At 36.5% G+C, this 23,022-nt stretch carries 25 protein-coding genes; 6 read left to right on the top strand and 19 right to left on the bottom strand.

Annotated elements, in window-relative coordinates; genetic code table 11:
• Positions 1-522, bottom strand: a complete 522-nt coding sequence (locus tag J4050_RS06975) for a DUF7935 family protein (RefSeq protein WP_208153687.1) — start codon at positions 520-522, stop codon at positions 1-3.
• 119 nt (positions 523-641) lie between these two features.
• Positions 642-1,910 carry an amidohydrolase gene (locus J4050_RS06970; protein WP_208153685.1) on the bottom strand — a complete coding sequence of 423 codons (1,269 nt, stop codon included), beginning with the start codon at positions 1,908-1,910 and terminating at the stop codon, positions 642-644.
• Positions 1,911-2,043: 133 nt separating this feature from the next.
• Here J4050_RS06970 and J4050_RS06965 point away from each other — a divergent pair, with 133 nt between their 5' ends.
• Both J4050_RS06965 and J4050_RS06960 read left to right on the top strand, forming a co-directional pair.
• Entirely contained in the window at positions 2,044-4,374 is a 2,331-nt protein-coding gene (locus J4050_RS06965; RefSeq protein WP_208153683.1) for an ATP-dependent helicase, read from the top strand.
• A 20-nt stretch (positions 4,375-4,394) separates the two neighbouring features.
• Complete coding sequence (locus tag J4050_RS06960) at positions 4,395-5,015, top strand: L-threonylcarbamoyladenylate synthase (protein ID WP_208153681.1); 621 nt, start codon at positions 4,395-4,397, stop codon at positions 5,013-5,015.
• Here the strand turns inward: J4050_RS06960 and J4050_RS06955 are convergent.
• Positions 5,012-6,217 carry a multidrug effflux MFS transporter gene (locus J4050_RS06955; RefSeq protein ID WP_208153679.1) on the bottom strand — a complete coding sequence of 402 codons (1,206 nt, stop codon included), beginning with the start codon at positions 6,215-6,217 and terminating at the stop codon, positions 5,012-5,014. The two genes, J4050_RS06960 and J4050_RS06955, sit on opposite strands and share 4 nt — an antisense overlap.
• A 218-nt stretch (positions 6,218-6,435) precedes the next feature.
• On the opposite strand from J4050_RS06955, the gene J4050_RS06950 reads away from it, so the two are divergent.
• Together J4050_RS06950 and J4050_RS06945 are read left to right on the top strand one after the other, a co-directional pair.
• Positions 6,436-8,208, top strand: a complete 1,773-nt coding sequence (locus tag J4050_RS06950; RefSeq protein ID WP_208153677.1) for an ABC transporter ATP-binding protein — start codon at positions 6,436-6,438, stop codon at positions 8,206-8,208.
• A gap of 56 nt (positions 8,209-8,264) precedes the next feature.
• Entirely contained in the window at positions 8,265-9,005 is a 741-nt protein-coding gene (locus J4050_RS06945; RefSeq protein ID WP_208153675.1) for an SOS response-associated peptidase, read from the top strand.
• On the opposite strand, the gene J4050_RS06940 is transcribed toward J4050_RS06945, so the two are convergent.
• From J4050_RS06940 to J4050_RS06915, 6 genes are all read right to left on the bottom strand, one after another.
• Positions 9,000-10,541, bottom strand: coding sequence for an acyl-CoA carboxylase subunit beta (locus J4050_RS06940; protein WP_208153673.1), 1,542 nt, complete (start codon positions 10,539-10,541; stop codon positions 9,000-9,002). The genes J4050_RS06945 and J4050_RS06940 overlap by 6 nt on opposite strands.
• A gap of 6 nt (positions 10,542-10,547) precedes the next feature.
• Positions 10,548-11,987 carry an acetyl-CoA carboxylase biotin carboxylase subunit gene (gene accC / locus J4050_RS06935; RefSeq protein WP_208153671.1) on the bottom strand — a complete coding sequence of 480 codons (1,440 nt, stop codon included), beginning with the start codon at positions 11,985-11,987 and terminating at the stop codon, positions 10,548-10,550.
• 1 nt (position 11,988) lies between these two features.
• The gene (locus J4050_RS06930) at positions 11,989-12,465 is read right to left on the bottom strand and encodes an acyl-CoA carboxylase biotin carboxyl carrier protein subunit (RefSeq protein ID WP_208153669.1); all 477 of its coding nucleotides are present in this window, start codon (positions 12,463-12,465) and stop codon (positions 11,989-11,991) included.
• A gap of 82 nt (positions 12,466-12,547) precedes the next feature.
• Positions 12,548-13,225: a PrsW family intramembrane metalloprotease gene (locus J4050_RS06925; protein WP_208153667.1), complete on the bottom strand. Its 678-nt coding sequence runs from the start codon at positions 13,223-13,225 to the stop codon at positions 12,548-12,550.
• A complete protein-coding gene (locus J4050_RS06920) occupies positions 13,222-13,779 on the bottom strand; it encodes an NUDIX hydrolase (RefSeq protein ID WP_208153665.1) in 558 nt (185 codons plus the stop codon). Before J4050_RS06920 ends, J4050_RS06925 begins: the two co-directional genes overlap by 4 nt.
• Positions 13,780-13,811: 32 nt before the next feature.
• Positions 13,812-14,900, bottom strand: coding sequence for a M42 family metallopeptidase (locus J4050_RS06915; protein ID WP_208153663.1), 1,089 nt, complete (start codon positions 14,898-14,900; stop codon positions 13,812-13,814).
• Between the two features lie 127 nt (positions 14,901-15,027).
• Between J4050_RS06915 and J4050_RS06910 the strand changes: the two genes are divergently transcribed.
• The gene (locus J4050_RS06910) at positions 15,028-15,711 is read left to right on the top strand and encodes a DUF4294 domain-containing protein (RefSeq protein ID WP_208153661.1); all 684 of its coding nucleotides are present in this window, start codon (positions 15,028-15,030) and stop codon (positions 15,709-15,711) included.
• Positions 15,711-16,337, top strand: a complete 627-nt coding sequence (trhA, locus tag J4050_RS06905; protein WP_208153659.1) for a PAQR family membrane homeostasis protein TrhA — start codon at positions 15,711-15,713, stop codon at positions 16,335-16,337. Before J4050_RS06910 ends, trhA begins: the two co-directional genes overlap by 1 nt.
• On the opposite strand, the gene J4050_RS06900 is transcribed toward trhA, so the two are convergent.
• The 10 genes from J4050_RS06900 to J4050_RS06855 all read right to left on the bottom strand — a co-directional run bounded on the left by J4050_RS06900 (position 16,330) and on the right by J4050_RS06855 (position 22,988).
• Positions 16,330-16,800, bottom strand: a complete 471-nt coding sequence (locus tag J4050_RS06900) for a DinB family protein (protein ID WP_208153657.1) — start codon at positions 16,798-16,800, stop codon at positions 16,330-16,332. The two genes, trhA and J4050_RS06900, sit on opposite strands and share 8 nt — an antisense overlap.
• A 5-nt stretch (positions 16,801-16,805) precedes the next feature.
• Positions 16,806-17,519, bottom strand: coding sequence for a class I SAM-dependent methyltransferase (locus tag J4050_RS06895; RefSeq protein ID WP_347879105.1), 714 nt, complete (start codon positions 17,517-17,519; stop codon positions 16,806-16,808).
• Between the two features lie 13 nt (positions 17,520-17,532).
• The gene (locus J4050_RS06890) at positions 17,533-18,267 is read right to left on the bottom strand and encodes a T9SS type A sorting domain-containing protein (protein ID WP_208153653.1); all 735 of its coding nucleotides are present in this window, start codon (positions 18,265-18,267) and stop codon (positions 17,533-17,535) included.
• Positions 18,268-18,391: 124 nt separating this feature from the next.
• Entirely contained in the window at positions 18,392-18,781 is a 390-nt protein-coding gene (locus J4050_RS06885; RefSeq protein ID WP_208153651.1) for a hypothetical protein, read from the bottom strand.
• 100 nt (positions 18,782-18,881) lie between these two features.
• Positions 18,882-19,643, bottom strand: coding sequence for an SDR family NAD(P)-dependent oxidoreductase (locus tag J4050_RS06880; RefSeq protein WP_208153649.1), 762 nt, complete (start codon positions 19,641-19,643; stop codon positions 18,882-18,884).
• A gap of 166 nt (positions 19,644-19,809) precedes the next feature.
• Positions 19,810-19,989: a hypothetical protein gene (locus tag J4050_RS06875; RefSeq protein WP_208153647.1), complete on the bottom strand. Its 180-nt coding sequence runs from the start codon at positions 19,987-19,989 to the stop codon at positions 19,810-19,812.
• A 129-nt stretch (positions 19,990-20,118) separates the two neighbouring features.
• On the bottom strand, positions 20,119-20,871 hold the full coding sequence (locus J4050_RS06870) for a class I SAM-dependent methyltransferase (RefSeq protein ID WP_208153645.1): 753 nt from the start codon (positions 20,869-20,871) through the stop codon (positions 20,119-20,121).
• A gap of 267 nt (positions 20,872-21,138) precedes the next feature.
• Positions 21,139-21,570 carry a DUF4268 domain-containing protein gene (locus J4050_RS06865; protein WP_208153643.1) on the bottom strand — a complete coding sequence of 144 codons (432 nt, stop codon included), beginning with the start codon at positions 21,568-21,570 and terminating at the stop codon, positions 21,139-21,141.
• 2 nt (positions 21,571-21,572) lie between these two features.
• Positions 21,573-22,247 carry a ZIP family metal transporter gene (locus J4050_RS06860; RefSeq protein ID WP_208153641.1) on the bottom strand — a complete coding sequence of 225 codons (675 nt, stop codon included), beginning with the start codon at positions 22,245-22,247 and terminating at the stop codon, positions 21,573-21,575.
• A 9-nt stretch (positions 22,248-22,256) separates the two neighbouring features.
• Entirely contained in the window at positions 22,257-22,988 is a 732-nt protein-coding gene (locus J4050_RS06855; RefSeq protein WP_208153639.1) for a class I SAM-dependent methyltransferase, read from the bottom strand.
• Between the last annotated feature and the right edge of the window lie 34 nt (positions 22,989-23,022).

Here is a 23,022-nt window from a genome sequence, read left to right as displayed (position 1 = left end):
CTACCACATTTCACCAACCTCTTTTTTGATGAAGGAAAGCGCGGCATTACTAGGAGCAGAGGTTTCCATTAATTCAGTAAGAATAACCTCTCTAAGTTTGTTGGCTGAATCTGTTTTTTCGTTCATGTTAGCCTTTCTAATTAATTGAATCGTGGCATTTTTAGCAGCAATAATAACGGTCCAACAATCGTCACTTAAATAGATTTGTTGAGATAGGTTATGTTCAAACTCTTGTTGAATGCTTGCTACAAGTAAAGCTTCATAATCCTCTTTATTAGAAGATGTTGGGTTGACTCTAGTCAATAGCTTTGATGGTGTTATACGCTCCAAAAACAACGCCATACGTTCATAAGCTTGTAGCCTAATCGGAAAGGATTCTTTCTGTCTATCTTTTTGTAAAAGGAAGCGTCTTCTGCCAGCTTCGTTTTCAATATGTTGTTTAAAGAAATAATAGGCAATAGCTCCTACAATGGCAGCAGGTAATAGGTTAAATAAAATGTCAATGATTCGTTCTAGTTCCATATGTTAGTTCAACTTGGTATTAATATTTATGCCAAGATAATGACAATCTTTTAAAAATTGTTCACCATCGGAAGCCACTCACTCCTTTTGGTATTGAAAAATTTCATTGAATTTTCTTGTTAATTATTCAAGTAGTCAAATGTAATTTGAGTAAAAGCTCTAACACCAAGAAGCATACCACTATCGTCAATTCTAAAGTCTGGAGTATGGTGCGGGTAGGGTTCTGTCGTTCCAGGAGACATTCCACCTAGAAAGAAATATACACCTGGCACCTTTTCTTGAAAATATGAAAAGTCCTCTCCACCTGTAGTAGCTTTCATTAGTTCCACCTTCTCTTTACTGGCTACCTTCTGTAGAGAAGGAAGTATTTGAGCTGTTAGCTCAGGGTCGTTGTAGGTAATGGATGTATTATTCTGAAAGCTAATTTCCACTTCTCCACCATAGGCTTCTGCAATAGATTTAGACATTTCTCTCATGCGATTAATAATCATTTCCCTCATTTTTGGGTCTAAGGTTCTAACGGTACCAATAAGTTCAGCAGATTCTGGTATAATATTAAAGCGGGTACCTGCTGTGATTTTACCAACGGTAATTACCGCAGCCTCGTCTGTTAATTTGGCTTCTCTACTAATAATAGTCTGGAGGCCATCAATAATTTTAGCTGAAATCATAATCGGGTCTACGCCAGACCATGGTTGGGAGCCATGAGTTTGTTTCCCCTTTACAGTGATGACAAAGCGCTCCACCGAAGCCATAATACCCTCGGTTTTGTATTTTATAGTGCCAACTGGAGTTTCGGAATTGATATGAAGCCCAAAAATGGCATCAACCTTAGGATTCTCAAGGGCACCTTCTTTTATCATTAATTTGGCTCCGCCTTCTTCGCCAGGTGGAGGACCTTCTTCAGCGGGTTGAAAAATAAATTTAACGGTACCTTTTATCTTGTCCTTGTGTTTAGCTAAGATTTCAGCCGTTGCCATTAGTATAGCAATGTGAGTATCGTGCCCGCAAGCGTGCATTACACCAGTTTCAGTATTTAAAAATGTGGTTCTCACCTCAGATTTAAAAGGAAGGTTGTTACGCTCGGTAACAGGAAGTGCGTCTATATCTGCACGTAGGGCTATAACTTTGCCAGGTTGGTCACCTTTCAAAATACCAATTACACCAGTTTTCGCAATACCTGTTTCTACATCAAGTCCGAGATTTTCAAGATGCTCGGCAATCTTTTCTGCGGTTTTATACTCACGGTTGGAAAGTTCTGGATTTTGGTGAAAATAATGACGCCAATCTATTAGTTTTTCTTCAACATTGGCAATGTCTTTGTCAATATTAGCTTGAGAAAATACCACGCACGGCAATAAAAGAAGTAGGGTTAAAATGTATTTCATGTGGATTAAAATTTTCACTAAGATATTGAAATTTCAGTTACCTCTGTTTTTGAAACATTGTTTATAATTAATAAGCATTAGTCATGGAAAAACTTAGGACAATACGTATTTTCACAGCTGAAAAAAATTGATTTTGGAGAAGTATTTAAGTCAACTTAACGAGGCGCAGTTAGCACCAACCCTGCAGAAGGATGGTCCAATGATTGTAATAGCTGGTGCGGGCTCTGGTAAGACAAGAGTTTTGACTTTTAGAATTGCCTATCTCATGAGTCAAGGGATTGATCCATTCAATATTCTGGCTTTAACCTTTACCAATAAGGCTGCTCGTGAGATGAAGGGCAGAATTGCCAGTATCGTTGGAGATTCTGAAGCAAAAAATTTGTGGATGGGCACCTTCCATTCCGTATTTGCCAAGATTTTGAGAATTGAATCTGACCGCTTAGGCTATCCCAGTAATTTCACCATTTATGACACTCAAGATTCAGACCGTCTAATTTCATCCATTATTAAAGAAATGGGCTTAGACAAGGATGTTTATAAGTACAAACAGATTAGGTCTAGGATTTCTTCTTACAAAAACAGTTTAATTACGGTTAAGGCCTATTTTAATAATCCTGAATTGATGGAGGCGGATGCTGCTGCGCGAAGACCTCGGATTGGTGAAATCTATCAAAATTATGTAGAGCGTTGTTTTAAGGCTGGTGCTATGGATTTTGATGATTTGTTACTGAAGACCAATGAGCTTCTTACGAGGTTCCCAGATGTTTTAGCAAAATACCAAGACCGATTCAGGTATATTTTAGTAGATGAGTACCAGGATACCAACCATTCTCAATATCTTATTGTAAGGGCCTTGGCAGACCGGTTTCATAATATATGCGTAGTTGGCGATGATGCTCAGAGTATTTATGCTTTTAGAGGCGCTAATATTAGTAATATTCTCAATTTTCAGCGCGATTATGATGATGTGAAGGTGTTTAGATTGGAACAGAATTATAGGTCCACAAAGAACATAGTTAATGCGGCCAATTCTGTAATAGATAAAAACCAAAATAAACTCGATAAGATTGTTTGGACAGCCAATGAAGAAGGTCCAAAAATAAAGGTTAATCGCTTAATGACTGATGGTGACGAAGGACGTTATGTCGCAAGTACCATTTTTGAAGCCAAGATGCAACATCAGTTACAGAGTCAAGACTTTGCAGTGCTGTATAGAACTAATGCACAATCAAGAGCTATAGAAGATGCCTTGAGGAAGCGCGATATAAATTACAGAATTTATGGAGGTCTCTCTTTTTACCAAAGAAAGGAAATAAAGGATGTATTGTCCTATTTACGGTTGATTTTGAACCCAGCAGATGAAGAGGCCCTTAAACGAATTATAAATTTTCCAGCTCGTGGCATAGGCCAAACTACTTTAGACCGTTTAGTTGTTGCTGCTAATGCATATGATATTTCCATTTTTGATGTTATAAGGCGTATTGATGAACTTGATGTAAAAGTAAACTCTGGAACTCGCAATAAGTTGAAGGACTTTGCGACCATGACTGAAAGTTTCCAGGTGATGAATGCTAATGCCAATGCTTTTGAATTGGCAGAGCACGTTGTTAAAGTTACCGGGTTGATTAGGGAATTTAAAAAGGATGGCACTCCAGAGGGTATTGCCAAAATGGAGAATATTGAAGAATTATTAAATGGTATAAAAGACTTTGTAGAAGGACAGGTGGAAGTTGCAGACGCTACAGCATCTCTATCCGAGTTTTTGGAAGATGTGGCGTTGGCAACGGATTTAGATTCCGATAAAGGCGATCCTAATCACGTTGCTTTAATGACAATACATTTGGCCAAAGGATTAGAGTTTCCGCATGTATTCATTGTAGGTATGGAGGAAGATTTGTTTCCTAGCGCTATGAGTATGAATACACGAAGCGAGCTTGAAGAAGAACGACGTCTATTTTACGTGGCTTTAACTAGAGCAGAAAAACAAGCCTATCTCACCTATACCTTATCGCGTTACCGGTGGGGAAAACTCATCGATGCAGAACCTAGTCGGTTTATAGAAGAAATAGATGAGCAATACCTAGATGTTATAACACCGTTGCAAGAGCAGCGCTTTAATCCTATGTTAGATGCTTCGATTTTTGGAGATATAGAACCGAACAAAGTACGGTTTGCAAAACCAAAGTCTCCAAAACTCCAGAAAAAAAGCAATCAGAAAAAAGCCGAACCGTTTAAAATTAGTACACCAAAAAAATTGAAACCAGTGACTAAATCTAAAGGAAGTTCTAATCTGTTTGATGGTAAGTTAGCTGTAGGAAACATAGTTAACCATCAGAGATTTGGTCGAGGTGAGGTGCTAAAAATTGAAGGGGTAGGAAGTGATTTAAAAGCCGAAATAAAATTTAAAAATGGGGATACCAAAAAGCTTTTACTTCGGTTTGCTAAACTGGAGATTTTGGGTTAGATTGTTTTACAGATTTATTTATGGCTGACTTTATCAAAATATATCCCGAGAACCCAAACCCAAAAGCGATTCAAAAAGTGGTAGATGTGTTAAAAAAGGGAGGTCTCGTTATTTACCCAACAGATACGGTTTATGGCTTAGGTTGCGATATTACTAATATCAAAGCTTTGGAGCGCATTGCAAAAATTAAGGGTGTAAAACTCGAAAAATCTAACTTCTCTTTCATTTGTGAAGACCTTAGTAATCTTAGTGATTATGTTAAGCAAATAGATACCACAACATTTAAAATATTAAAACGAGCCTTGCCAGGACCGTATACCTTTATTCTTCCAGGTTCTAAAAACTTACCAAACCCATTTAAGAAGCGCAAAACAGTTGGGATAAGAGTGCCCGATAATCCAATTACCTTGGCCATAGTTAACAGTTTAGGGCATCCACTCGTATCAACTTCCATACGAGATGATGATGAAATAGTGGAGTATACCACTGATCCTGAGTTAATTTTAGAAAAATGGGATAAGCGCGTTGATCTTGTTGTTGACGGTGGGTACGGAGGTAATGAGGGTTCTACCATTATTGACCTCTCTGAAGGCGAGCCCATTATCGTTAGACAAGGGAAAGGCAATTTAGAGATTTTTTAAATCTGTTTTAAAAGTTTGGTAACTCTATTGCTGTTAGAATAAAAGAGTAGCAATGATATCATCCCGCAGACCAAGAATCCTGCGAAAAGCGGAATTACTGAATCCTTTACAAACCCACCAATAAAATCGGCAATCGGAACTGCCATAACGGTAGAAATAAAACCATTTAATGCCGAACCAACTCCTGCAATGTGCCCCATTGGCTCCATGGCTAAAGCTCTGAGATTACCAAAAAGAAAACCTATTGTAAAAAATTGAAGTGCAAAGAAACCAACTAAGATTTCTATAGGTGGGTTCAGTTGAGAATTAAAAATCAATAGGAATATTAGTGATATACTAACAAAAGATAGCATAGCTGTGTGTACTATCCTTCGCATGCCATACTTAATTACGAGTTGGCTATTAAAGAATGTGGCTAATCCAACGGAAATAGCCAAGCTGGCAAAAATTAAAGGAAACTCCTCAGCGAGCCCATATTGATTTTCAAAAATTTGCTGAGATGTGCTTAAGTATACCATAAATGAACCGGTTATTAGTCCCGATAAAATGGTATAAATAACAGCAGAGCGTATTTTAAAGAATTCAATAGCTCCTGTTTTAAAGATGCTTAGCCGATAGGGTATTTTATATTTTTCTTTGAGGGTTTCCTCCTGCCTAAGCCAAAACCAAAGCATGACAATAACGCCGAAACCAAGTGTAAAAATGAATATGGATTTCCAACTGAAATACACCATTAATAGTTGCCCTAAGGTTGGTGCTATAACCGGTACTAGGATAAAAATCATCACAACAATCGATAATATTTTAGCCATATAATCGCCACTGTAGCTATCCCTTACCATGGCAATACACATGGTTCTTGGTGAAGCAAGACCAATACCTTGAAGTATTCGGCCAAAAATCATCATTTCAAAACTCTTAGTGGTGATACAAATGATAGATGCAATTATGAATACCACAAATCCCATATATACAATGGGCTTGCGTCCAAAACTATCTGAGAGAGGTCCAAAGACAAGCTGGCCCATACCTAATCCCAAAAAAATCATTGTTATGATTTTTTGATTATTGCTAGGATCTGTAACACTTAGATGGTCACCAATATTTGGCAAGGCTGGTAGTACTGCGTCAATAGACAGTGCTACAATAGACATTAATGCTGCCATCAATACTACAAATTCTGCTTGAGACCGATTTTTCATGGCGCAAAAGTAAGTCAATTATCAACTATTATTTGAAGGAAGAGACATTTAAATCAAATATTAAGATCTAATACGTATTTAAACCTACTTTTGCACCCTCCAAGGTTCAGCATTTACATTACGATTAGCCTTTATTAAATTAAAACAAGGCGTTAAAATGTCTAGTGCTAGCTTTAAACAAAGGTTAAGTTTTAGAATATTTAATACAATCAGATGCCATGAAGCATTTAAAAGACAAATCCAAACCATCTCAATCGAATAAACCTAAAGTTACAATGGCAACCGCCTTTAAGACTATTATTTGGCCTAGACGTAATCTTGTTTTTATTGGGTTGGTACTTATAGTTATAAGGAGTTTATCTGGCCTTATTTTGCCATGGCAAAGTAAAGTGTTGTTGGATGATGTGGTTCCTAATAAGGATGTCGATGCCTTATATGTGCTTATTGCAATAGTTCTAGCGGCCATTTTGGTACAAGCGGTGACTTCGTTTTTGCTTACACGTATTTTGAGTGTGCAAGCACAGTATTTAATTTCGGAATTGAGGGCACAAGTTCAAAAGAAAGTGTTATCGCTTCCAATTCGTTTTTTTGACAATACAAAGTCGGGTGCTTTGGTATCTCGTATTATGAGCGATGTTGAAGGTGTAAGGAATTTAATTGGTACAGGTTTAGTGCAGCTGGTAGGAGGCTCCTTCACAGCCATAGTATCATTGGTGATTTTAATAAAATTAAATCCTTGGATGACACTTTTTGTCTTCGTACCTCTATCTATTTTTGGACTAGTGGCTTTAAAAGCCTTTAAATTTATACGTCCGGTTTTTAGAAATCGTGGAAAAATCAATGCCGAAGTTACTGGTCGTTTGACGGAAACCCTTGCAGGTGTTAGGGTTATTAAAGCTTTTAATGCTGAGGAACAAGAAAATAAGACTTTTGAGAAAGGCGTGGAGCGTTTGTATGAAAACGTAAAAAAGAGTTTGACGGCAACCGCCTTAATGACGAGCTCTTCAACCTTCTTAATAGGTGTAGCAACCACTGGTATTATGGGTATTGGAGGTTATTATATGATAAGTGATAGCATGACCACTGGAGAATTTTTATTTTTCACTTTGATTCTTGGTTTCATGATCGCACCTATTGTTCAAATGAGTAATATAGGTAGCCAGCTCACTGAGGCTCTAGCTGGTTTAGACCGAACAGAAGAGCTAATGAATTTAGCTGCTGAAGACGAACAACCCGAAAGGACCATTCAATTAGATGGTATTCATGGTGATATAAAATTTAGTGACGTATCCTTTGCTTATGAAGAAGGAAAGCCAGTATTGTACAATATTGATTTTGAAGCACCATCTGGCACGGTTACGGCTCTGGTGGGCAGTTCAGGCTCTGGTAAATCTACCATCGCTGGTTTGTCGGCAACCTTCTTAGATCCAGAGTCAGGATTAATTACTATTGATGGTCATGATTTATCAAAGGTAAAGCTCAATAGTTTTAGGCAGCACTTAGGCGTTGTGTTGCAGGATGAGTTTTTGTTTGAAGGTACGATACGAGAAAATATTATGTTTCCAAGACCAAATGCGACTGAAGCTCAACTTCAAAATGCAGTGAAAGCGGCTTATGTTAATGAGTTTACAGATCGTTTTGATGATGGCCTAGATACCTTAATAGGTGAGAGAGGTGTAAAACTATCAGGAGGACAACGTCAGCGTATTGCGATAGCTAGGGCGATTTTGGCCGATCCTAAAATCATTATTCTAGATGAGGCAACTTCTAATTTAGATACCGAAAGTGAGGGATTGATTCAGAAAAGCTTATCTCAATTAACCAACAATAGAACCACTATTGTTATTGCCCACCGCCTGAGTACTATAAAAAGAGCAGATCAGATTTTGGTCATAGAAACTGGTCGTATTGTAGAACGTGGTACACATGATGATTTATTAGCGTTGAAGGGCCGCTACTATGATTTGTATACATTCCAGGCAAAAATATAGACTTAGGGGAATGTTGTCTCAAAAAATTTATAGTTTTATAATGCCATCGTTGTTCTATGTGTTATCAAACCCGACAAATAAGAACTATAAAGGATTTGGAGTTACGTTACAATGTAACTTTGAGTAATCCATCTTATGGCCCTTTATTTGATCAGCCAGCCTATCATCTTAATGGATTTTCCCACCCCAATATGCTGGTGATTCCCCAACAAAAGCCAGAAGTAATAGCACCGGGAATTTGGGGCATAGTTCCTTCTAATAAACAACCAGAGGAGATTAAAGCTTATTATAAAGAAAGTATTCGGTATGGTTCGGGTTTAAATGCACAAAGTGAAAAGCTCTTTCAACATTTTATTTACAAACATTCAGCACTAACAAAGCGTTGTATTATTCCAGTTAATGGATTTTATGAACCCCATACCGTAGACAAGAAAAAATATCCTGTTTTCATTCACAGAGATGACGATTCTATTTTTTCGTTGGCGGGAATATACACTGTGATAGGAAAGTATATTACCTTTACTATACTAACCAGAGAAGCCTCGCCATTTTTTGAGCGTATTCACAATATAAAAAAGCGTCAACCTGTCCTTATATCAGAAAAAGACGAGAAACTTTGGTTAGATGACAGCTTGAAACAAAATGATGTTTTAGAAATTATTGGTAGGGAATTTAATGATAAACAACTTGAGGCCTATACCATAAGTAAAGACTTATATAGACCTCAAGTAGATAGTAACCACGATACTATTGCGGAGCCAAAGACATATTCCGAATTGGACTATACCTATCTATAATGGTATATTGCCATGTTTTCGTTTAGGTCTATTAACTTGCTTATCCTGTAACATGCTAAAAGCTTTTATCAATTTACGTCGTGTGTTTTTTGGCAAAATCACTTCATCAATAAAACCGCGTTCAGCGGCGCTATAAGGATTTGCGAATAATTCGGCATATTCAGCTTCTTTTTCTTTCCATTTAGCTTCCTTGTCCTCTGCGGATGCAATTTCACGTCTAAATATGATTTCGGCCGCACCCTTAGCGCCCATAACGGCAATTTCAGCAGATGGCCATGCAAAATTCATGTCGGCACCAATATGCTTAGAGTTCATAACGTCATAGGCACCACCGTAAGCTTTTCTTGTAATTACGGTAACTCTTGGTACCGTTGCTTCACTAAAAGCATATAATAATTTAGCACCATGAACAATAATTCCATTCCACTCTTGGTCTGTACCGGGAAGGAATCCTGGAACATCCTCTAATACCAACATAGGAATGTTGAATGCATCACAGAACCTCACGAATCTAGCCGCTTTTTTAGAGCTTTTAACCCCAAGAACACCAGCCAAAAACATAGGTTGGTTGGCAATGATACCAATTGATTTTCCGCCTAATCGTGCAAAACCAACGATGATATTCTCTGCGTAGTCCTTGTGGATTTCGTAGAAGGAGTCCTCATCAATGATGCCGTTAATAACATCATGCATATCATATGGTTTATTGGGATTATCTGGAACAATAGTAGATAAACTATCACGTACCTCGTCCTTAAGCTCAAATTCTAAATCATGTGGTTTTTCTCTATTGCTTTGTGGGAGGTAGCTTAGTAATGTCTTTACATCTTCTAGGCACTCAATATCATTAGATGAGGTTTTATGAGCTACACCAGACTTTGTAGAATGTACACTAGCACCACCAAGTTCTTCGCTTGTAACCTCTTCATTAGTAACCGTTTTAACCACGTTAGGTCCGGTAACAAACATATAACTGGTATCTTGAACCATTATGGTAAAATCTGTCATTGCAGGGGAGTAGACAGCACCACCAGCACAAGGACCCATTATAGCTGAAATTTGAGGAATTACACCAGAGGCTTGCACATTTCGATAAAAAATATCGGCATAACCACCAAGTGATTTAACCCCTTCTTGGATACGTGCTCCACCAGAATCATTTAATCCAATAACAGGAGCACCTACATTCACTGCCATATCCATAATCTTGCAAATCTTCTCGGCATGCGTTTCAGAGAGCGAACCACCAAAAACGGTAAAGTCTTGAGCGAACACGTAGACTAATCTTCCTTCTACTGTGCCATAACCAGTAACAACACCATCGCCATAAAATTTTTGTTTATCCATACCAAATTCTTTGGTACGATGTGTTACCAAGGCACCAATTTCTTCAAATGAACCTTCGTCGAGTAGATATAGGACACGTTCTCTAGCGGTTAATTTCTTTTTTTGATGTTGCTTGTCAATACGTTCTTGACCACCTCCTAATTTGGCTAAATCAAGCTTTTCGTTAAGAGTTTTTATTTTTGAATCCATAGTATCTTAATTAGGTAGTCTTAATAGTGTTTTATCCATTAGATATTCTTTGAGAGCTATCTTGGCCGCAATTTCAGCTTCTTTAGCATGTTGTTCTTCTAACAGGGCTGGTGAGTAGTAGTTTTTTACAAAGTGGGTATCGAAGTTTCCACTTGTAAAGGCTTCATGTTCACAAACGAAACGGCCAAATGGTAAAGTGGTCTCAACCCCTTTTACATGATAATTGTCAATAGCCTTAATCATAAGTTGTATAGCTTCATTTCTAGTTTTGCCATAGGTAATTAACTTAGACAGCATAGGGTCGTAATAAATAGGAATATCCATTCCCTCTTCAAAACCATTATCAACTCTTATATTTTCACCAACAGGGAGTTTGTAAACTTCCAATTTTCCCACGCTTGGTAAAAAGTCGTTCATTGGGTCTTCTGCGTAAACCCTAAGTTCTATGGCATGCCCATTTATTTTTAAATCCTGTTGTTTTATTTGAAGTTCTTCGCCTCTGGCTACGTTAATTTGTAATTCTACTAAGTCTACTCCAGAAATCCACTCAGAAACAGGGTGTTCTACCTGTAGTCTGGTATTCATTTCTAGAAAATAAAAATTATGATCGGCATCCATTAAGAACTCAACCGTACCAGCACCTAAATAATCACAGGATCGTGCAACGTTTATTGCGGCTTGTCCCATTCTTTCTCTCAGTTCTGGAGTTAGAATTGCTGAAGGTGCTTCTTCTACTACTTTTTGATGTCGGCGTTGAACAGAACATTCGCGCTCAAAGAAATGTAATATATTACCATGGCTATCTGCCATAACCTGAATTTCTATATGTCTTGGTGAGCTCACATATTTTTCTACAAAGACAGAGCCATCTCCAAAAGCAGAGGTTGCTTCGCTTATAGCGCGTTTCATTTGACTTTCGATGTCCTTTTCATTTTCTACAACGCGCATTCCTTTTCCACCGCCACCCGCAGCCGCTTTTATTAAAATGGGAAGTCCTATTTGTTTAGCGATTTCAACAGCTTCTTTTGGGTCAGTAACGGCGTGATCTACACCTGGAACCATTGGGATGTCATAGTCCTTAACCGCATCTTTGGCAGCGAGTTTATCACCCATCATTTTTATGGCCTTTGATCTTGGTCCTATAAAAATGATATCGTTTTTTTCGCAAAGCTCCGCAAAATCAGCATTTTCACTTAAGAATCCGTATCCGGGATGGATGCCTTCCACGTTTAATGCCTTCGAGATTTCAATGATCTTGTCACCTCTTAGGTAAGATTCATTGGAAGGAGCTGGGCCTATACAAACGGCTTCATCTGCGTATTTTACATGAGGTGCATTTCTATCCGCTTCAGAAAATACAGCTACGGTTTTTATTCCCATCTTTTTAGCAGTACGCATAACGCGTATAGCGATTTCGCCTCTGTTGGCGACTAATATTTTTTTCATCTTATTCGAATTCTATTAAAAGAGCATTTTTATCAACAGCCTCACCTTGTTTTACCTTTAAGGATTTAATGACGCCGTCTCTTGGTGAATTGAGAACGTTTTCCATTTTCATGGCTTCAAGAATCAATAATGGGTCATCCTCTTTAACCTCTTGACCTTCATTTACGTTGATTTCTAAGATAAGTCCAGGCATTGGAGCCTTAATGTCATTTATTTTTTTAGAAGCGCCTAATGCAAATCCCAAACTAGCAATCTGTTGATCTAGAGTGTCCTGTATAGATACTTCATAGGTGTTATTATTAACCATAACACTGTATGTCTTTTCGTTAAAATCTGAACGCAGCACTTTTGCCTTTATGGATTGATTATTCTGAAGAATGTGATAGGTGTTTTTTGAGGTAGACACCACATCAAGTTGTTTTGCATCTTCTTCACTAATATCAAAATTGTGAGAAGCATTTACTTTTGTTTTATACATGTACTTCGAATTATTAAACTTGGGCTAAATTAGAGATAAGCCTTTCCCTAAAATATGAAATTAATCATGTTTCAGAAAAACTTTACATAGATTTAAACTTAGAATCCCTTTGATGATTAATAATGGCTTTTCTAGAAAGAAAAACACCAATCATTAAAGAGATAATGGCACCGATAGATATACCTGGAATAAATCCAATAAATAAAAAGAAATCATAAGTTCCATGAAAAAGGACTGCTAGGAGCAAACCCGTAATATTCAACCAAAAACGGTTGTTGGAAAACTTCGCTTTACCCATAAAATAACCCATTAAAATACCAAATGTGGCGTGTGCTGGCACCGCTGTAAATGCCCTTATGAGTGCAACATCGTAACCGCCACCTATAACATATAGTACGTTTTCTGTACAGGCAAATCCCATAGACACCATAACGGCATAAATAATGCCGTCGTAGGGCTCGTTAAACGCTTTTCTTGGTTGAGCAAAATATCTTACCACAATGTATTTACTGAACTCTTCAGAGAACCCAACAATTACAAATGCCTTTATAAATTGTTGCCAAATACTGTATTTGTCTGTGATAGGAATGAGCTCATCTGTAACTAAATAAATAAGGGTTACAATAATTACGCTTACAATGGCACCAAATACAAAACTCAAAAGCAGAAGACCTAGAGGTTCTTTATCATATTTATCTTGTAGATAGATGAATATAATAATAACCAATATAGGTGCTACAGCACTTAGAATTATATTCATAGGTGCAGATGTGCTTTGATGCTGTCAATAACAAACCTATAATAGTTTCGATTGCTGGCAATAAAGTGATTGTTATTTTGGCTACCTTCCAAAAGATTAAAGAATTCCTTAAAGCTTACTAATTTTAGTGCTTCAACTTCATCTTCTTGAGGTACCAAGTCCTCTAGCCTTATTCTGAGTTGAGCGATAAATATTTGGTGAAATTCGAAATCCTTAATTTTGCCGTTGTTATAGTTTGATTTGTGAAGTTTTACACCAATTTTAATAAGGTCTTTTTTACCTATGGCTAAGCCTATTTCCTCTTGAGTTTCTCTCACAGCGGCATCTATAAAACTTTCGCCAGCATCAATATGTCCTGCTACGGACACGTCCCAGAGTAGAGGATAGATTATTTTTTTGCGAGACCTCTGTTGTAAAAGTACTTTACCACTTTTGGTATAAAACCAGACATGTATAGTATTGTGATACCATCCATTTTTATGGGCATCAGATTTTAAGGCTACTTTACCAGTGGGTTCTCCGGTTTTGGTAACAATATCTATGAGTTCGTCCATGTAAAAAAGATTCCCACTTTCGTGGGAATTAGTTATTCGAAATAGCTAAAGGTATCTCCATCCTTTATTTTAAGCAAGGACTCATAAATTAACCTAATTACATTTTCTACATCATCTCTATGCACCATCTCAACGGTAGTATGCATATAGCGCAATGGTAAAGAAATCAAAGCAGATGCTACACCACCATTACTATAGGCAAAGGCATCAGTGTCGGTCCCTGTGGCTCTTGACAAAGCGGCACGTTGGAATGGAATTTTCTTATCTTCAGCAGTATCGGTTATCAGATCTCTTAGTTTTTGTTGTACGGCAGGAGCGTAAGCTACAACAGGACCCTTACCAATTTCTGCATATCCTTGTTTTTTCTGGTCTATCATTGGTGTGGTTGTATCGTGAGTTACGTCGGTAACAATAGCCACATTTGGTTTTATAGTTTGGGTAATCATCTCCGCACCTCTGAGGCCAATTTCTTCCTGTACAGAATTTGTAACATAAAGACCAAAGGGTAATTTTTGCTTGTTTTCGTGAAGTAAACGTGCTACTTCCGCTATCATAAATCCACCCATTCTATTGTCTAATGCACGGCAAACAAACTTATCGCCATTTAGGATGTGGAACTCATCTGGATACGTGATAACACAGCCAACATGCACACCCATTTTCTCAACCTCTGCTTTGTCTTTGGCGCCAATATCAATGCAAATATTATCTGGTTTTGGTGGTTCTTCTTTTGCTCTGTTCCTAGTATGTATGGCTGGCCAGCCAAATACGCCTTTCACAACACCTTTTTTAGTATGGATATTAACTATTTTACTAGGTGCAATTTGGTGATCGCTACCACCATTTCTAATCACATACAGAAGACCTTTGTCAGAAATGTAATTGACGTACCAAGAGATTTCATCAGCGTGGCCTTCAATAACCACCTTGTACTTTGCCTTTGGATTAATAACTGCAACAGCGCTGCCATAGGTGTCTGTTACAAATTCATCTACATAGGGTTTAAGATAGTCCATCCATATTTTTTGACCATCCCATTCGTAACCTGTTGGAGAGGCATTATTTAAATATTTTTCTAAAAAGTCTATAGACTTTTTGGTGAGTAAACGCTTTTTTGCCATGTGGTAAATTTTTTCCTAAAAATAATAATATTAATAGGATTATAAGGTTTAATGGTGGTATTAATTCTTAATTTTGGAATAGGTATTAATCTATGCATTGGTACGGTTTTGGTCCAAGGTAAAAGAGATGAAACGACTAGTTTATTTGATCATAGTTTTAGGCCCAATGGCTTGGGCTCAGATTTTGCCTGTTGAGCAAGATTCAACAAAGGTTGAATATATTATTATTGAAGGCGACTCCATTCCTCGCAGGTCTATAGATTTAGACGAAGTTATTCTTCTGCCAGACTTGAGTTTTGATAATAGGGATGCCAGAATTCGGTATTTGATTTTAAAACGTAAGACCTTAAAGGTTTATCCTTATGCTAAGCTAGCAGCCGAGCGCTTAGAGGCGCTGCAAGAGCGCCTTGCCACCTTAACACGAAAGCGAGATAAAAAAAAATATGCTAAGGTCATTCAAAAATACATTGAAGAAGAATTCTCTGCAGAATTAAAAAAACTCACAAAAACCGAAGGGCAGATTTTAGTAAAACTTATCCATAGGCAAACAGGAAAAACTACGTTCTCGCTTATTAAAGAGCTTCGCAGTGGTTGGCGCGCATTTTGGTACAATAATACGGCAAGCTTGTTTGATATCTCATTAAAACGAGAATTTAGTCCAATTAATGTTTTGGAAGATTATTTGATTGAGGACATCTTACAACGTGCCTTTCAAAACGAACGCTTGGAGCGCCAAAATCCTGCTTTCGATATTGATTTTTATGCCTGTGTTAACAAATGGGCAAAACCAAAAAATAAGAATAAAAGTTAGTGCGTAGACAAACAACAACAGAAGAACGGCTTAATGCTATATCTCATGGTATTGGTGCGGGATTAGGTATTGCTGCACTCGTATTATTAGTTGTTAACTCTAATTTGGATGTTCCGAGGCATCTTTTTAGCGTTATCGTTTATGGGGTTTCTTTAATTGTTTTATTTACAGCCTCTACATTATATCACTCGGTAAGAGATGAAAGACGTAAGCACTATTTTAGAATTGTAGATCATGTTAGTATTTATTTACTTATAGCTGGTACATACACACCAGTATTGCTAATTTCTTTAACTAATAGTCTTGGTTGGACGCTCTTTTGGGTGGTTTGGGGTGTTGCGGCGTTTGGAGTGGTTTTAAAATTGTTTTTTACGGGGAAATATGAAGTATTCTCTACATTGCTATATCTTGTAATGGGATGGTTAATCGTCTTTGATTTTTCTAACCTTTCAAACGCAATTGGGTCGAACGGCGTATTGTGGTTATTTGCTGGAGGCCTATTCTATACAGTCGGCATCATTTTTTATGCCGTTGAAAAGATTCCATACAATCATGTAATCTGGCATCTATTTGTATTGGGTGGAGCAATAAGTCATTTTTTTATGATTTTTAATCACGTCATTTAGACGCTTCAATCATTTTATTGAGAACGACTATTTGTCCTAGATGGTAGTGGGTGTGCTCAATAAGACCAAGGATATTGCTGTAGTAGGATCCATATTTTTCGTCCGTAAAGAATGTATTCCACTTGGAATTTGGAAAATTTACAATGAGATCAACGAATTCTTTAGCTTCTTGCCACATGCTTTGCTGTAACTGCTCCCATTCTTTTTGGTTAGTAATTTTAGGATGTTGGTAACTGAATTTATCACGAATATCAAGACTTTCACCTTTAAAGACTTGGGCAACACCTTTAATAAAATAGTGGATATGGAACGAAAGCGCTAAAATGGTATTAAAACCTTGGATCTTATGATTTGCTACGTCTATATTAATTTTAGAGATTGTGTCCTTAACATTTACCTCGGCCCAGTTACCACCAAAGTAGGCTTGCTCTATATGTTTTGAGAGTTGCTGTGATGTTGTCATGAGAATTAAGATTTACTAAAAACTAGGCAATGTTGCCAAGGCAAATTATCAATGTTTTCATCTAATTTAAAACCTGCAGCCTTCATTTCTTTCACGGCCTGCGCTTCAGACATTTTGTGTACTTTTTTTATTGGAACGGTTTCATCCTCACCACGGTATTCTATGAGATAAATTTTGCCATTTGGTTTTAAGGCCTTTTTTATTGACATTATCATTTCAAAAGGATAATTAAACTCATGATAAACATCGACCATTAAGATTTTATCTATAGAATTCTCTGGAAGATTCACACTTTTTTCGTCGCCTAGTATGGTTTTAATATTGTTGAGCTTCTTGTAAATATTATTAGATGTAATAGCCTTTAGCATTTCGGGTTGTATATCTACTGCATAGACCTTACCATTAGCTGCTAACGGTGCCATTTTAAAAACATGATAACCAGAACCAGCACCGATATCTGCGATGATATCTGTAGTTTGGATATCCATGTTTGATAGTAATGTAGAAACATTTTCTTCAGCCTCGCGTTCAGGACGTTCTAGCCATTTGATGCCTTGATATCCCATTACATAGGCAATTTCTCGTCCTAGATACCATTTCCCTATACCATTATAGTCACCTTGTTTATAGGTATAGCGCTCATCGTTGGTTTGCTGGCAAAAACAAAGGCCACATAAAAAAAGACATATTATCTGGGTAGATATTGTAAATTGCTTCATTGTCATTTCATCTTTATTCCTTTATAAATCTAATTGATTTTAGTGAGCTTATTCTTAAAAAATAAATTCCAGGTGTTAAGGTTTGAATATTAATTCTATTATCAGGCTTGATAATTCCGGTTTTAACAATGCGACTATCAAGGCTGTAAATAGTAAATGGTAGAATTTGGTTTATGCCAGTTGCTTGTAAGTAATTGCTCGAGGGGTTTGGAAATAGCGATATGGGGTTTTTATTAAACTCTTCTGTACTGAGGATAAAGCAATCTAAGCTAATAACATAGTTGTTAGAACCAAAAAAGAAAAAGGAAGAATTAATATTAGCGTTGACATAGTCCACATCATCTACCTGAACACAATTTAAATTAGGGCAATCCGAAGCACCAAGTAGCATATTGGTGTTATTTCCATTTTGGATATTGACCTTAAGCAGAGTATTCATTTGTGCACAGTCTAAAAGTTCTAGATTGTTATTTTGTGATACGTCAATTGTGGTCAAAAGATTTCGAGATAAATCCAAGGTTTCTAAAGCTGCAAAAGCTTCTATTCCTGTTAAATCAGAGATATCAAGGTCTTCGAGTTGTAGACTAGTGACAGTATCGATATTAGAAGTAAGCACTTGATTATCTAAAATATCATCATAGCCAAAATCTATTAAGGCTTGTTCAAAGTTATTGTCTGGTATAAAGGTGTTTTGGGCGAATGAATTTAGACCAAAAAGTAGAATGAGAATTATTAAAAATTTATTCAAAATGAGTTATTTATGAAATGCAAATTAAAAAAGCCTCCTAATAGGCCAATTTTTGAACCGCGAAGATATGGAATGTAGGGCTTTTTTAAGATTATTTAGAAATGCAAATTTAAAATACTGTTTATTAATCTAGGACCATTTCTGTGACCTCAAGTTTGTATTCAAACCTATTTTCGGTTGGTTCCATAAAAACCCAAAGTTCATCGTCTATTGGATTCTGTGCGTATACTAGGATAAAACTTTCATTCTCGTTTTTGTAAAGCTTAATACTATTAAAAACCAAGGATTGGGAAGGTGGAATAGGTAAGGTCTCTGAGTTAAGTTCGCTTGCCAAGGTAATTATTCCGTCTTCTGGAACATTTATAAAGTTATTAGATGCAGTTAAATAAAACAAGTCTATACCAGTACTGTTTTCTATATAATAGGTGGTTTCAAAGCCAGAATTTTCATCAGCTTCACATTGCATCGCTAATAGGAAAGGAAATAGGAACAGTATTACAGATATCTTTTTCATCTTTTTATTTATAGATGGAAAACTTATAAAAGGGTTGCTTTAAAACAAAAGCTATTTTTTTCAAGCTCAAACCTTTTTGCACAATTAGTTTTACTGTAATCTAGCGCATACCTCTGTGCTGAGCCCCATCAACAGAAACGCATTCTCCTGTAATCCAACTTGCTCGCGAAGAGGATAAAAAAACCGCTACATCAGCTACTTCATCTGGTGTACCCAAACGACCGGCAGGAATCATTGATTTTGCCATGTCATATAAATCGGGTTGCTCTTTTTTTATCATATCCCAGACACCACCTTCAAACTCTGTTGAGCCTGGTGCTATAGCATTAGCCCGTATATTCTGTGGTGCATGCATTACCGCTAACTTTTTTGCATAAGCAATCAAAGCTGCTTTCGCGGCTGTATAACCATAATCTGGAGTAGGATCGCATTCTAGTCCAGAGGTAGACGATACTAACAAAATTGAACCGCCACCAGCTTCCGTCATCCAAGGGATTACTGTGTTACAGGCATTGACTGCTCCCATCAGGTCTACATCAATACTAGCTTTCCAATCATTAAGAGTAGGGCCTAACGCTAAAGCTGACGCATTGTGAACTAAGATGTCCACGCTGCCAAGATGGCGTTTAGAGTTAATTAAAAAGGATTCTAATTCATCAGAACTACCAACATCACAGGTTTGTGAATATACTCTTACTCCTGTTTTTTCTATTTCAGCGGCAGTGTTTTTTAAGGTGTCTTCACCTCGAGCGCATATAGCTACATTGGCGCCTTCTTGTGCTAATATTAGAGCGATACTTTTGCCTATACCCTTACTGCCTCCGGTAATTATGGCATTTTTGCCTTTTAAGTTTAAATCCATATGCTAAGGTTTTAGTAAACTATTCTTAGTTGTAAACCGGTTGTTTCACAATAGTAGGAATAACAAAATAATTTCGGGCAACTCCTTAAAGATAATTAATTTCAACACAATGGAAGATTTTTAAACCATTTTAGCTTTGTAGCTAAATAGCTTAAAAATATTTGATTTACTTTTTCGGTTTCTTTAGCATAAGCAGAATGCTAGCTAAAAAAGTAACTCCATAAATAATGGCTAATGCAGGCTTTTCAATAGTTAAATTTTGAAAATCGATTTGCCTAAATAAGGCTGAACCTACTATTAATGCAACGACAATAAAGAAAAAGTTTGGTCTTAATTTATATTTCATTGGATTAAAAAGGTAATGTTAAATTGATTTAAATTGAAAATCGCAATGCTATATAAGAACCTAAAATAAGTTTTAATATTAAATTGCTCTTAACAGCGCTATCTATATCTAAACTAATTTAAACGGCTCTTATCTACAGACAAATATCTGTTTTTCTGAGGTGTCGGTAAATGGACCTTCCTCAAAATCTCCAAATTTATGAGCAATGGTAAAACCGGACTGTTCTAAACATGAATCTAATTCTTGAGGAAAAAAAAGTCTCATATCCAGATTTTGAATAGAATGAAAGGCACCATTAATATAATAATGCCACGCAATGCGATTAACTTGGGTTGTACTTTCATAGCGCATAATTTCTTTGATTACAACCTGTCTACCGTCTTTAGTTGTATATTCCGAAATTTTCTTTAGCTCTTTTTCCCCTTCAACAATAAATTGAATATTGGGATTAAAACAATCTAACAGAAATAAACCGTCTTCTTTAAGATGCTTTTTAACCATTTTGAAAGTTTTTAGCACATCTTCGTTTTTATATAGATGATGAATTGAGTTAAACGGAATAAATATGAGGTCGTATTTTTCTGGTAACTCTAAAGTTCTAATGTCTGCTTCAATAAAGGTAATGTCCAGTCCGAATGCAGCAGCATTATTACGTGCTTTTTCGAGCATTGAAGTTGTGAAATCTACACCTGTAATATTGTAATCATCTTTACCAATGGGAATCGTAAGCCTGCCCGTGCCACAACAGAGTTCAAGAATGCGAGTGTTCTTTTGTTTTGGTAACCAACGTTTGATAAATGGTAAATCGGCTAGATTGGTATTCATTCCATCATAAATATTAGCGTCATACAATAAATCACCAACTTTATATTTACTATCCATATTACCTTATAATTTCTGTTTATTAACTATTTGTATTTCTTTTTCAAATCACCTTTTTTGGCATGTTTTCCCTTTTTAGTTTTTTTCACATTTAATACTTAATGCTTTAATTTTAAATGAAAATTTGTCCTTTCGTTTGAACTAAAGCTACAATTATTATTACATGCACCAGGTATTTACAAGACGGATAAAGATGTTGAATATCAAAACAAATATAAACGTTTAAAAGATTGAGATGCTCTATTGGAGTTGACTATTGAGTGTAATCTAAGATTTAATGACATCCTTGTACTCCATAAAAAACGCTTCAAACAGTTGCATGTTAGAATTAAAGAACTCCATAACCTCACGCCATGTGCCTTTATCGTGTATGGAAACCTTTTGGTCTAATAGAGGGACATAAATTCTCGAAATCTCCTTACCATTATCTAAAATGTAGATTTCTTCATAAATGGTATTAGGCAAATAATCATTTTGCAGAATCCCTTGCAGAGCAACTAATCGTTCCCAGCAATTGATTCGGTTTTCTAAATCATCTTCTAAGTCTAAAGCTACTAAGGCCCTTTTTGTGTCAAAGTAAAATTTAAAACTAAGCCCTTTTATCTTAGTGTTGTACAGTAGCCATTTTCGTGGAAAGGATTTCCCGAAGCTTGTCCAGAAGTTTTCACGTAGTTTTCTGCTTTCTTCCTTGCTAAACATGATTAGAATAAATAGGCAATAAAAACACCAAGTGCAATTGCCAGTAATTTAGTGAGATTAAATTTGTGACCTTCGCCAGATTCAAACAAAATTGTAGTGGAAATATGCAAAAATATACCAATAACCACTGCATTGATGAGAATTATGGAATCTTGCGGTAATGTATTGCTATTGGAAATAAAGGTACCTAAGGGTGTCATGGCCCCAAAGACTACTAAAAAAGATATTACCTGTAGCTTACTAAAAGGAGCTTGTAAAAGAAAAGCGGTTATTAGGGTCGCAATAGGTATTTTATGAATGAGTACGCCATACACCATGTCGTTATGCTGGTGAATAGGAAAACCTTCTAAAAAACTATGTATACAAAGACTGGCAAATAATAACCATGGAAACTCACTTTGGGTTTGGTGAATGTGTACGTGGCCATGTTCGGCACCTTTGGAGAAAAGCTCTAAGATAATCTGTAAAAGGATACCTACCATTATAAAAAGGCCTGTTTGTTTGGCTTCTAAATCCTCATAAACCTCAGGAAGCAATTCAAAGAGTGTCATTGCCAAAAGGAAGGCACCACTAAAAGACAATAGGAGCTTATTACCCTTAGATTTCTGTTTTCTGGTTAAAAGCGCTATAACAACACCAATGATGATGGCGTAAACAGGAAACAAGTACTTATTCATGCCTGCAATTTACTTAAAAATCATTATCAAACGTTCTGAAGATTCTGGATGATAGGCTTGCAATTTGTAGTCACCAAAAACATCTAATAGATGCACGCCGGCTTTTTCAAATAAAATTTTAAAATCCTTAAGGTTCAAAGCTTTAACGCGTTCTTGAAATTCAAAGGACTTATCCTCTGCTGTAAATGAAATATCCTTAACAATGTAGCCGTTCTCTAAACGTCGTTTTTGATGAAACTCAATGTCATTGACAGTTTTAATATTTTCGGCAACAAGGTTATCTATTACATATTTAACATTCATAAAATCAATAACACCGAATCCATAAGTGTTAAGCTCAGACTTAATAGCTTTTATAGTTTTAAGATTGCAAGACTCATCCTCAAAATAGCCAAAACTTGTAAATAGATTAAAGACAGCATCAAACCTTTTGGGATAAGGCTTGGTCATATCGTGAACTTCAAAGTGCAAACTATCGTTTTCATAAGATTTGGCAGCTGCAATACTTTGTTCAGAAAGGTCTATACCTGTGACGTCATAACCTAATGTATTAAGATAAATAGAATGCCGTCCTTTGCCACAGGCCAAATCTAAAATTTTACCTTTCTCGGGTAGATTTAGATAATTAGTGAGATTATCCATAAAGAGTTGTGCTTCGGAGTAATCTCTGTCTTTATATAAAATATGGTAGTATGGTGTATCAAACCAAGATGCATACCATTGATGGGTCAATTTTGTCATGCTGCTTAACTGTGGCACAAAAATACTGTATTTT

Source organism: Winogradskyella pelagia (assembly GCF_017581965.1).
In the GTDB taxonomy this organism is placed as follows: Bacteria; Bacteroidota; Bacteroidia; order Flavobacteriales; family Flavobacteriaceae; genus Winogradskyella; species Winogradskyella pelagia.
Note: the sequence above shows the minus strand (reverse complement) of the source record. Positions and strands in the feature narration are given on the sequence as shown.

Excerpts from the sequence above, each read along its gene's own strand:
- J4050_RS06975 (WP_208153687.1), bottom strand. The coding sequence starts at position 522 with ATGGAACTAGAACGAATCATTGACATTTTATTTAACCTATTACCTGCT.
- J4050_RS06970 (WP_208153685.1), bottom strand. The coding sequence starts at position 1,910 with ATGAAATACATTTTAACCCTACTTCTTTTATTGCCGTGCGTGGTATTT.
- J4050_RS06960 (WP_208153681.1), top strand. The coding sequence starts at position 4,395 with ATGGCTGACTTTATCAAAATATATCCCGAGAACCCAAACCCAAAAGCG.
- J4050_RS06955 (WP_208153679.1), bottom strand. The coding sequence starts at position 6,217 with ATGAAAAATCGGTCTCAAGCAGAATTTGTAGTATTGATGGCAGCATTA.
- J4050_RS06950 (WP_208153677.1), top strand. The coding sequence starts at position 6,436 with ATGAAGCATTTAAAAGACAAATCCAAACCATCTCAATCGAATAAACCT.
- J4050_RS06945 (WP_208153675.1), top strand. The coding sequence starts at position 8,265 with ATGTGTTATCAAACCCGACAAATAAGAACTATAAAGGATTTGGAGTTA.
- J4050_RS06940 (WP_208153673.1), bottom strand. The coding sequence starts at position 10,541 with ATGGATTCAAAAATAAAAACTCTTAACGAAAAGCTTGATTTAGCCAAA.
- accC (WP_208153671.1), bottom strand. The coding sequence starts at position 11,987 with ATGAAAAAAATATTAGTCGCCAACAGAGGCGAAATCGCTATACGCGTT.
- J4050_RS06930 (WP_208153669.1), bottom strand. The coding sequence starts at position 12,465 with ATGTATAAAACAAAAGTAAATGCTTCTCACAATTTTGATATTAGTGAA.
- J4050_RS06925 (WP_208153667.1), bottom strand. The coding sequence starts at position 13,225 with ATGAATATAATTCTAAGTGCTGTAGCACCTATATTGGTTATTATTATA.
- J4050_RS06920 (WP_208153665.1), bottom strand. The coding sequence starts at position 13,779 with ATGGACGAACTCATAGATATTGTTACCAAAACCGGAGAACCCACTGGT.
- J4050_RS06915 (WP_208153663.1), bottom strand. The coding sequence starts at position 14,900 with ATGGCAAAAAAGCGTTTACTCACCAAAAAGTCTATAGACTTTTTAGAA.
- J4050_RS06910 (WP_208153661.1), top strand. The coding sequence starts at position 15,028 with ATGAAACGACTAGTTTATTTGATCATAGTTTTAGGCCCAATGGCTTGG.
- J4050_RS06900 (WP_208153657.1), bottom strand. The coding sequence starts at position 16,800 with ATGACAACATCACAGCAACTCTCAAAACATATAGAGCAAGCCTACTTT.
- J4050_RS06895 (WP_347879105.1), bottom strand. The coding sequence starts at position 17,519 with ATGAAGCAATTTACAATATCTACCCAGATAATATGTCTTTTTTTATGT.
- J4050_RS06885 (WP_208153651.1), bottom strand. The coding sequence starts at position 18,781 with ATGAAAAAGATATCTGTAATACTGTTCCTATTTCCTTTCCTATTAGCG.
- J4050_RS06880 (WP_208153649.1), bottom strand. The coding sequence starts at position 19,643 with ATGGATTTAAACTTAAAAGGCAAAAATGCCATAATTACCGGAGGCAGT.
- J4050_RS06875 (WP_208153647.1), bottom strand. The coding sequence starts at position 19,989 with ATGAAATATAAATTAAGACCAAACTTTTTCTTTATTGTCGTTGCATTA.
- J4050_RS06870 (WP_208153645.1), bottom strand. The coding sequence starts at position 20,871 with ATGGATAGTAAATATAAAGTTGGTGATTTATTGTATGACGCTAATATT.
- J4050_RS06865 (WP_208153643.1), bottom strand. The coding sequence starts at position 21,570 with ATGTTTAGCAAGGAAGAAAGCAGAAAACTACGTGAAAACTTCTGGACA.
- J4050_RS06860 (WP_208153641.1), bottom strand. The coding sequence starts at position 22,247 with ATGAATAAGTACTTGTTTCCTGTTTACGCCATCATCATTGGTGTTGTT.
- J4050_RS06855 (WP_208153639.1), bottom strand. The coding sequence starts at position 22,988 with ATGACAAAATTGACCCATCAATGGTATGCATCTTGGTTTGATACACCA.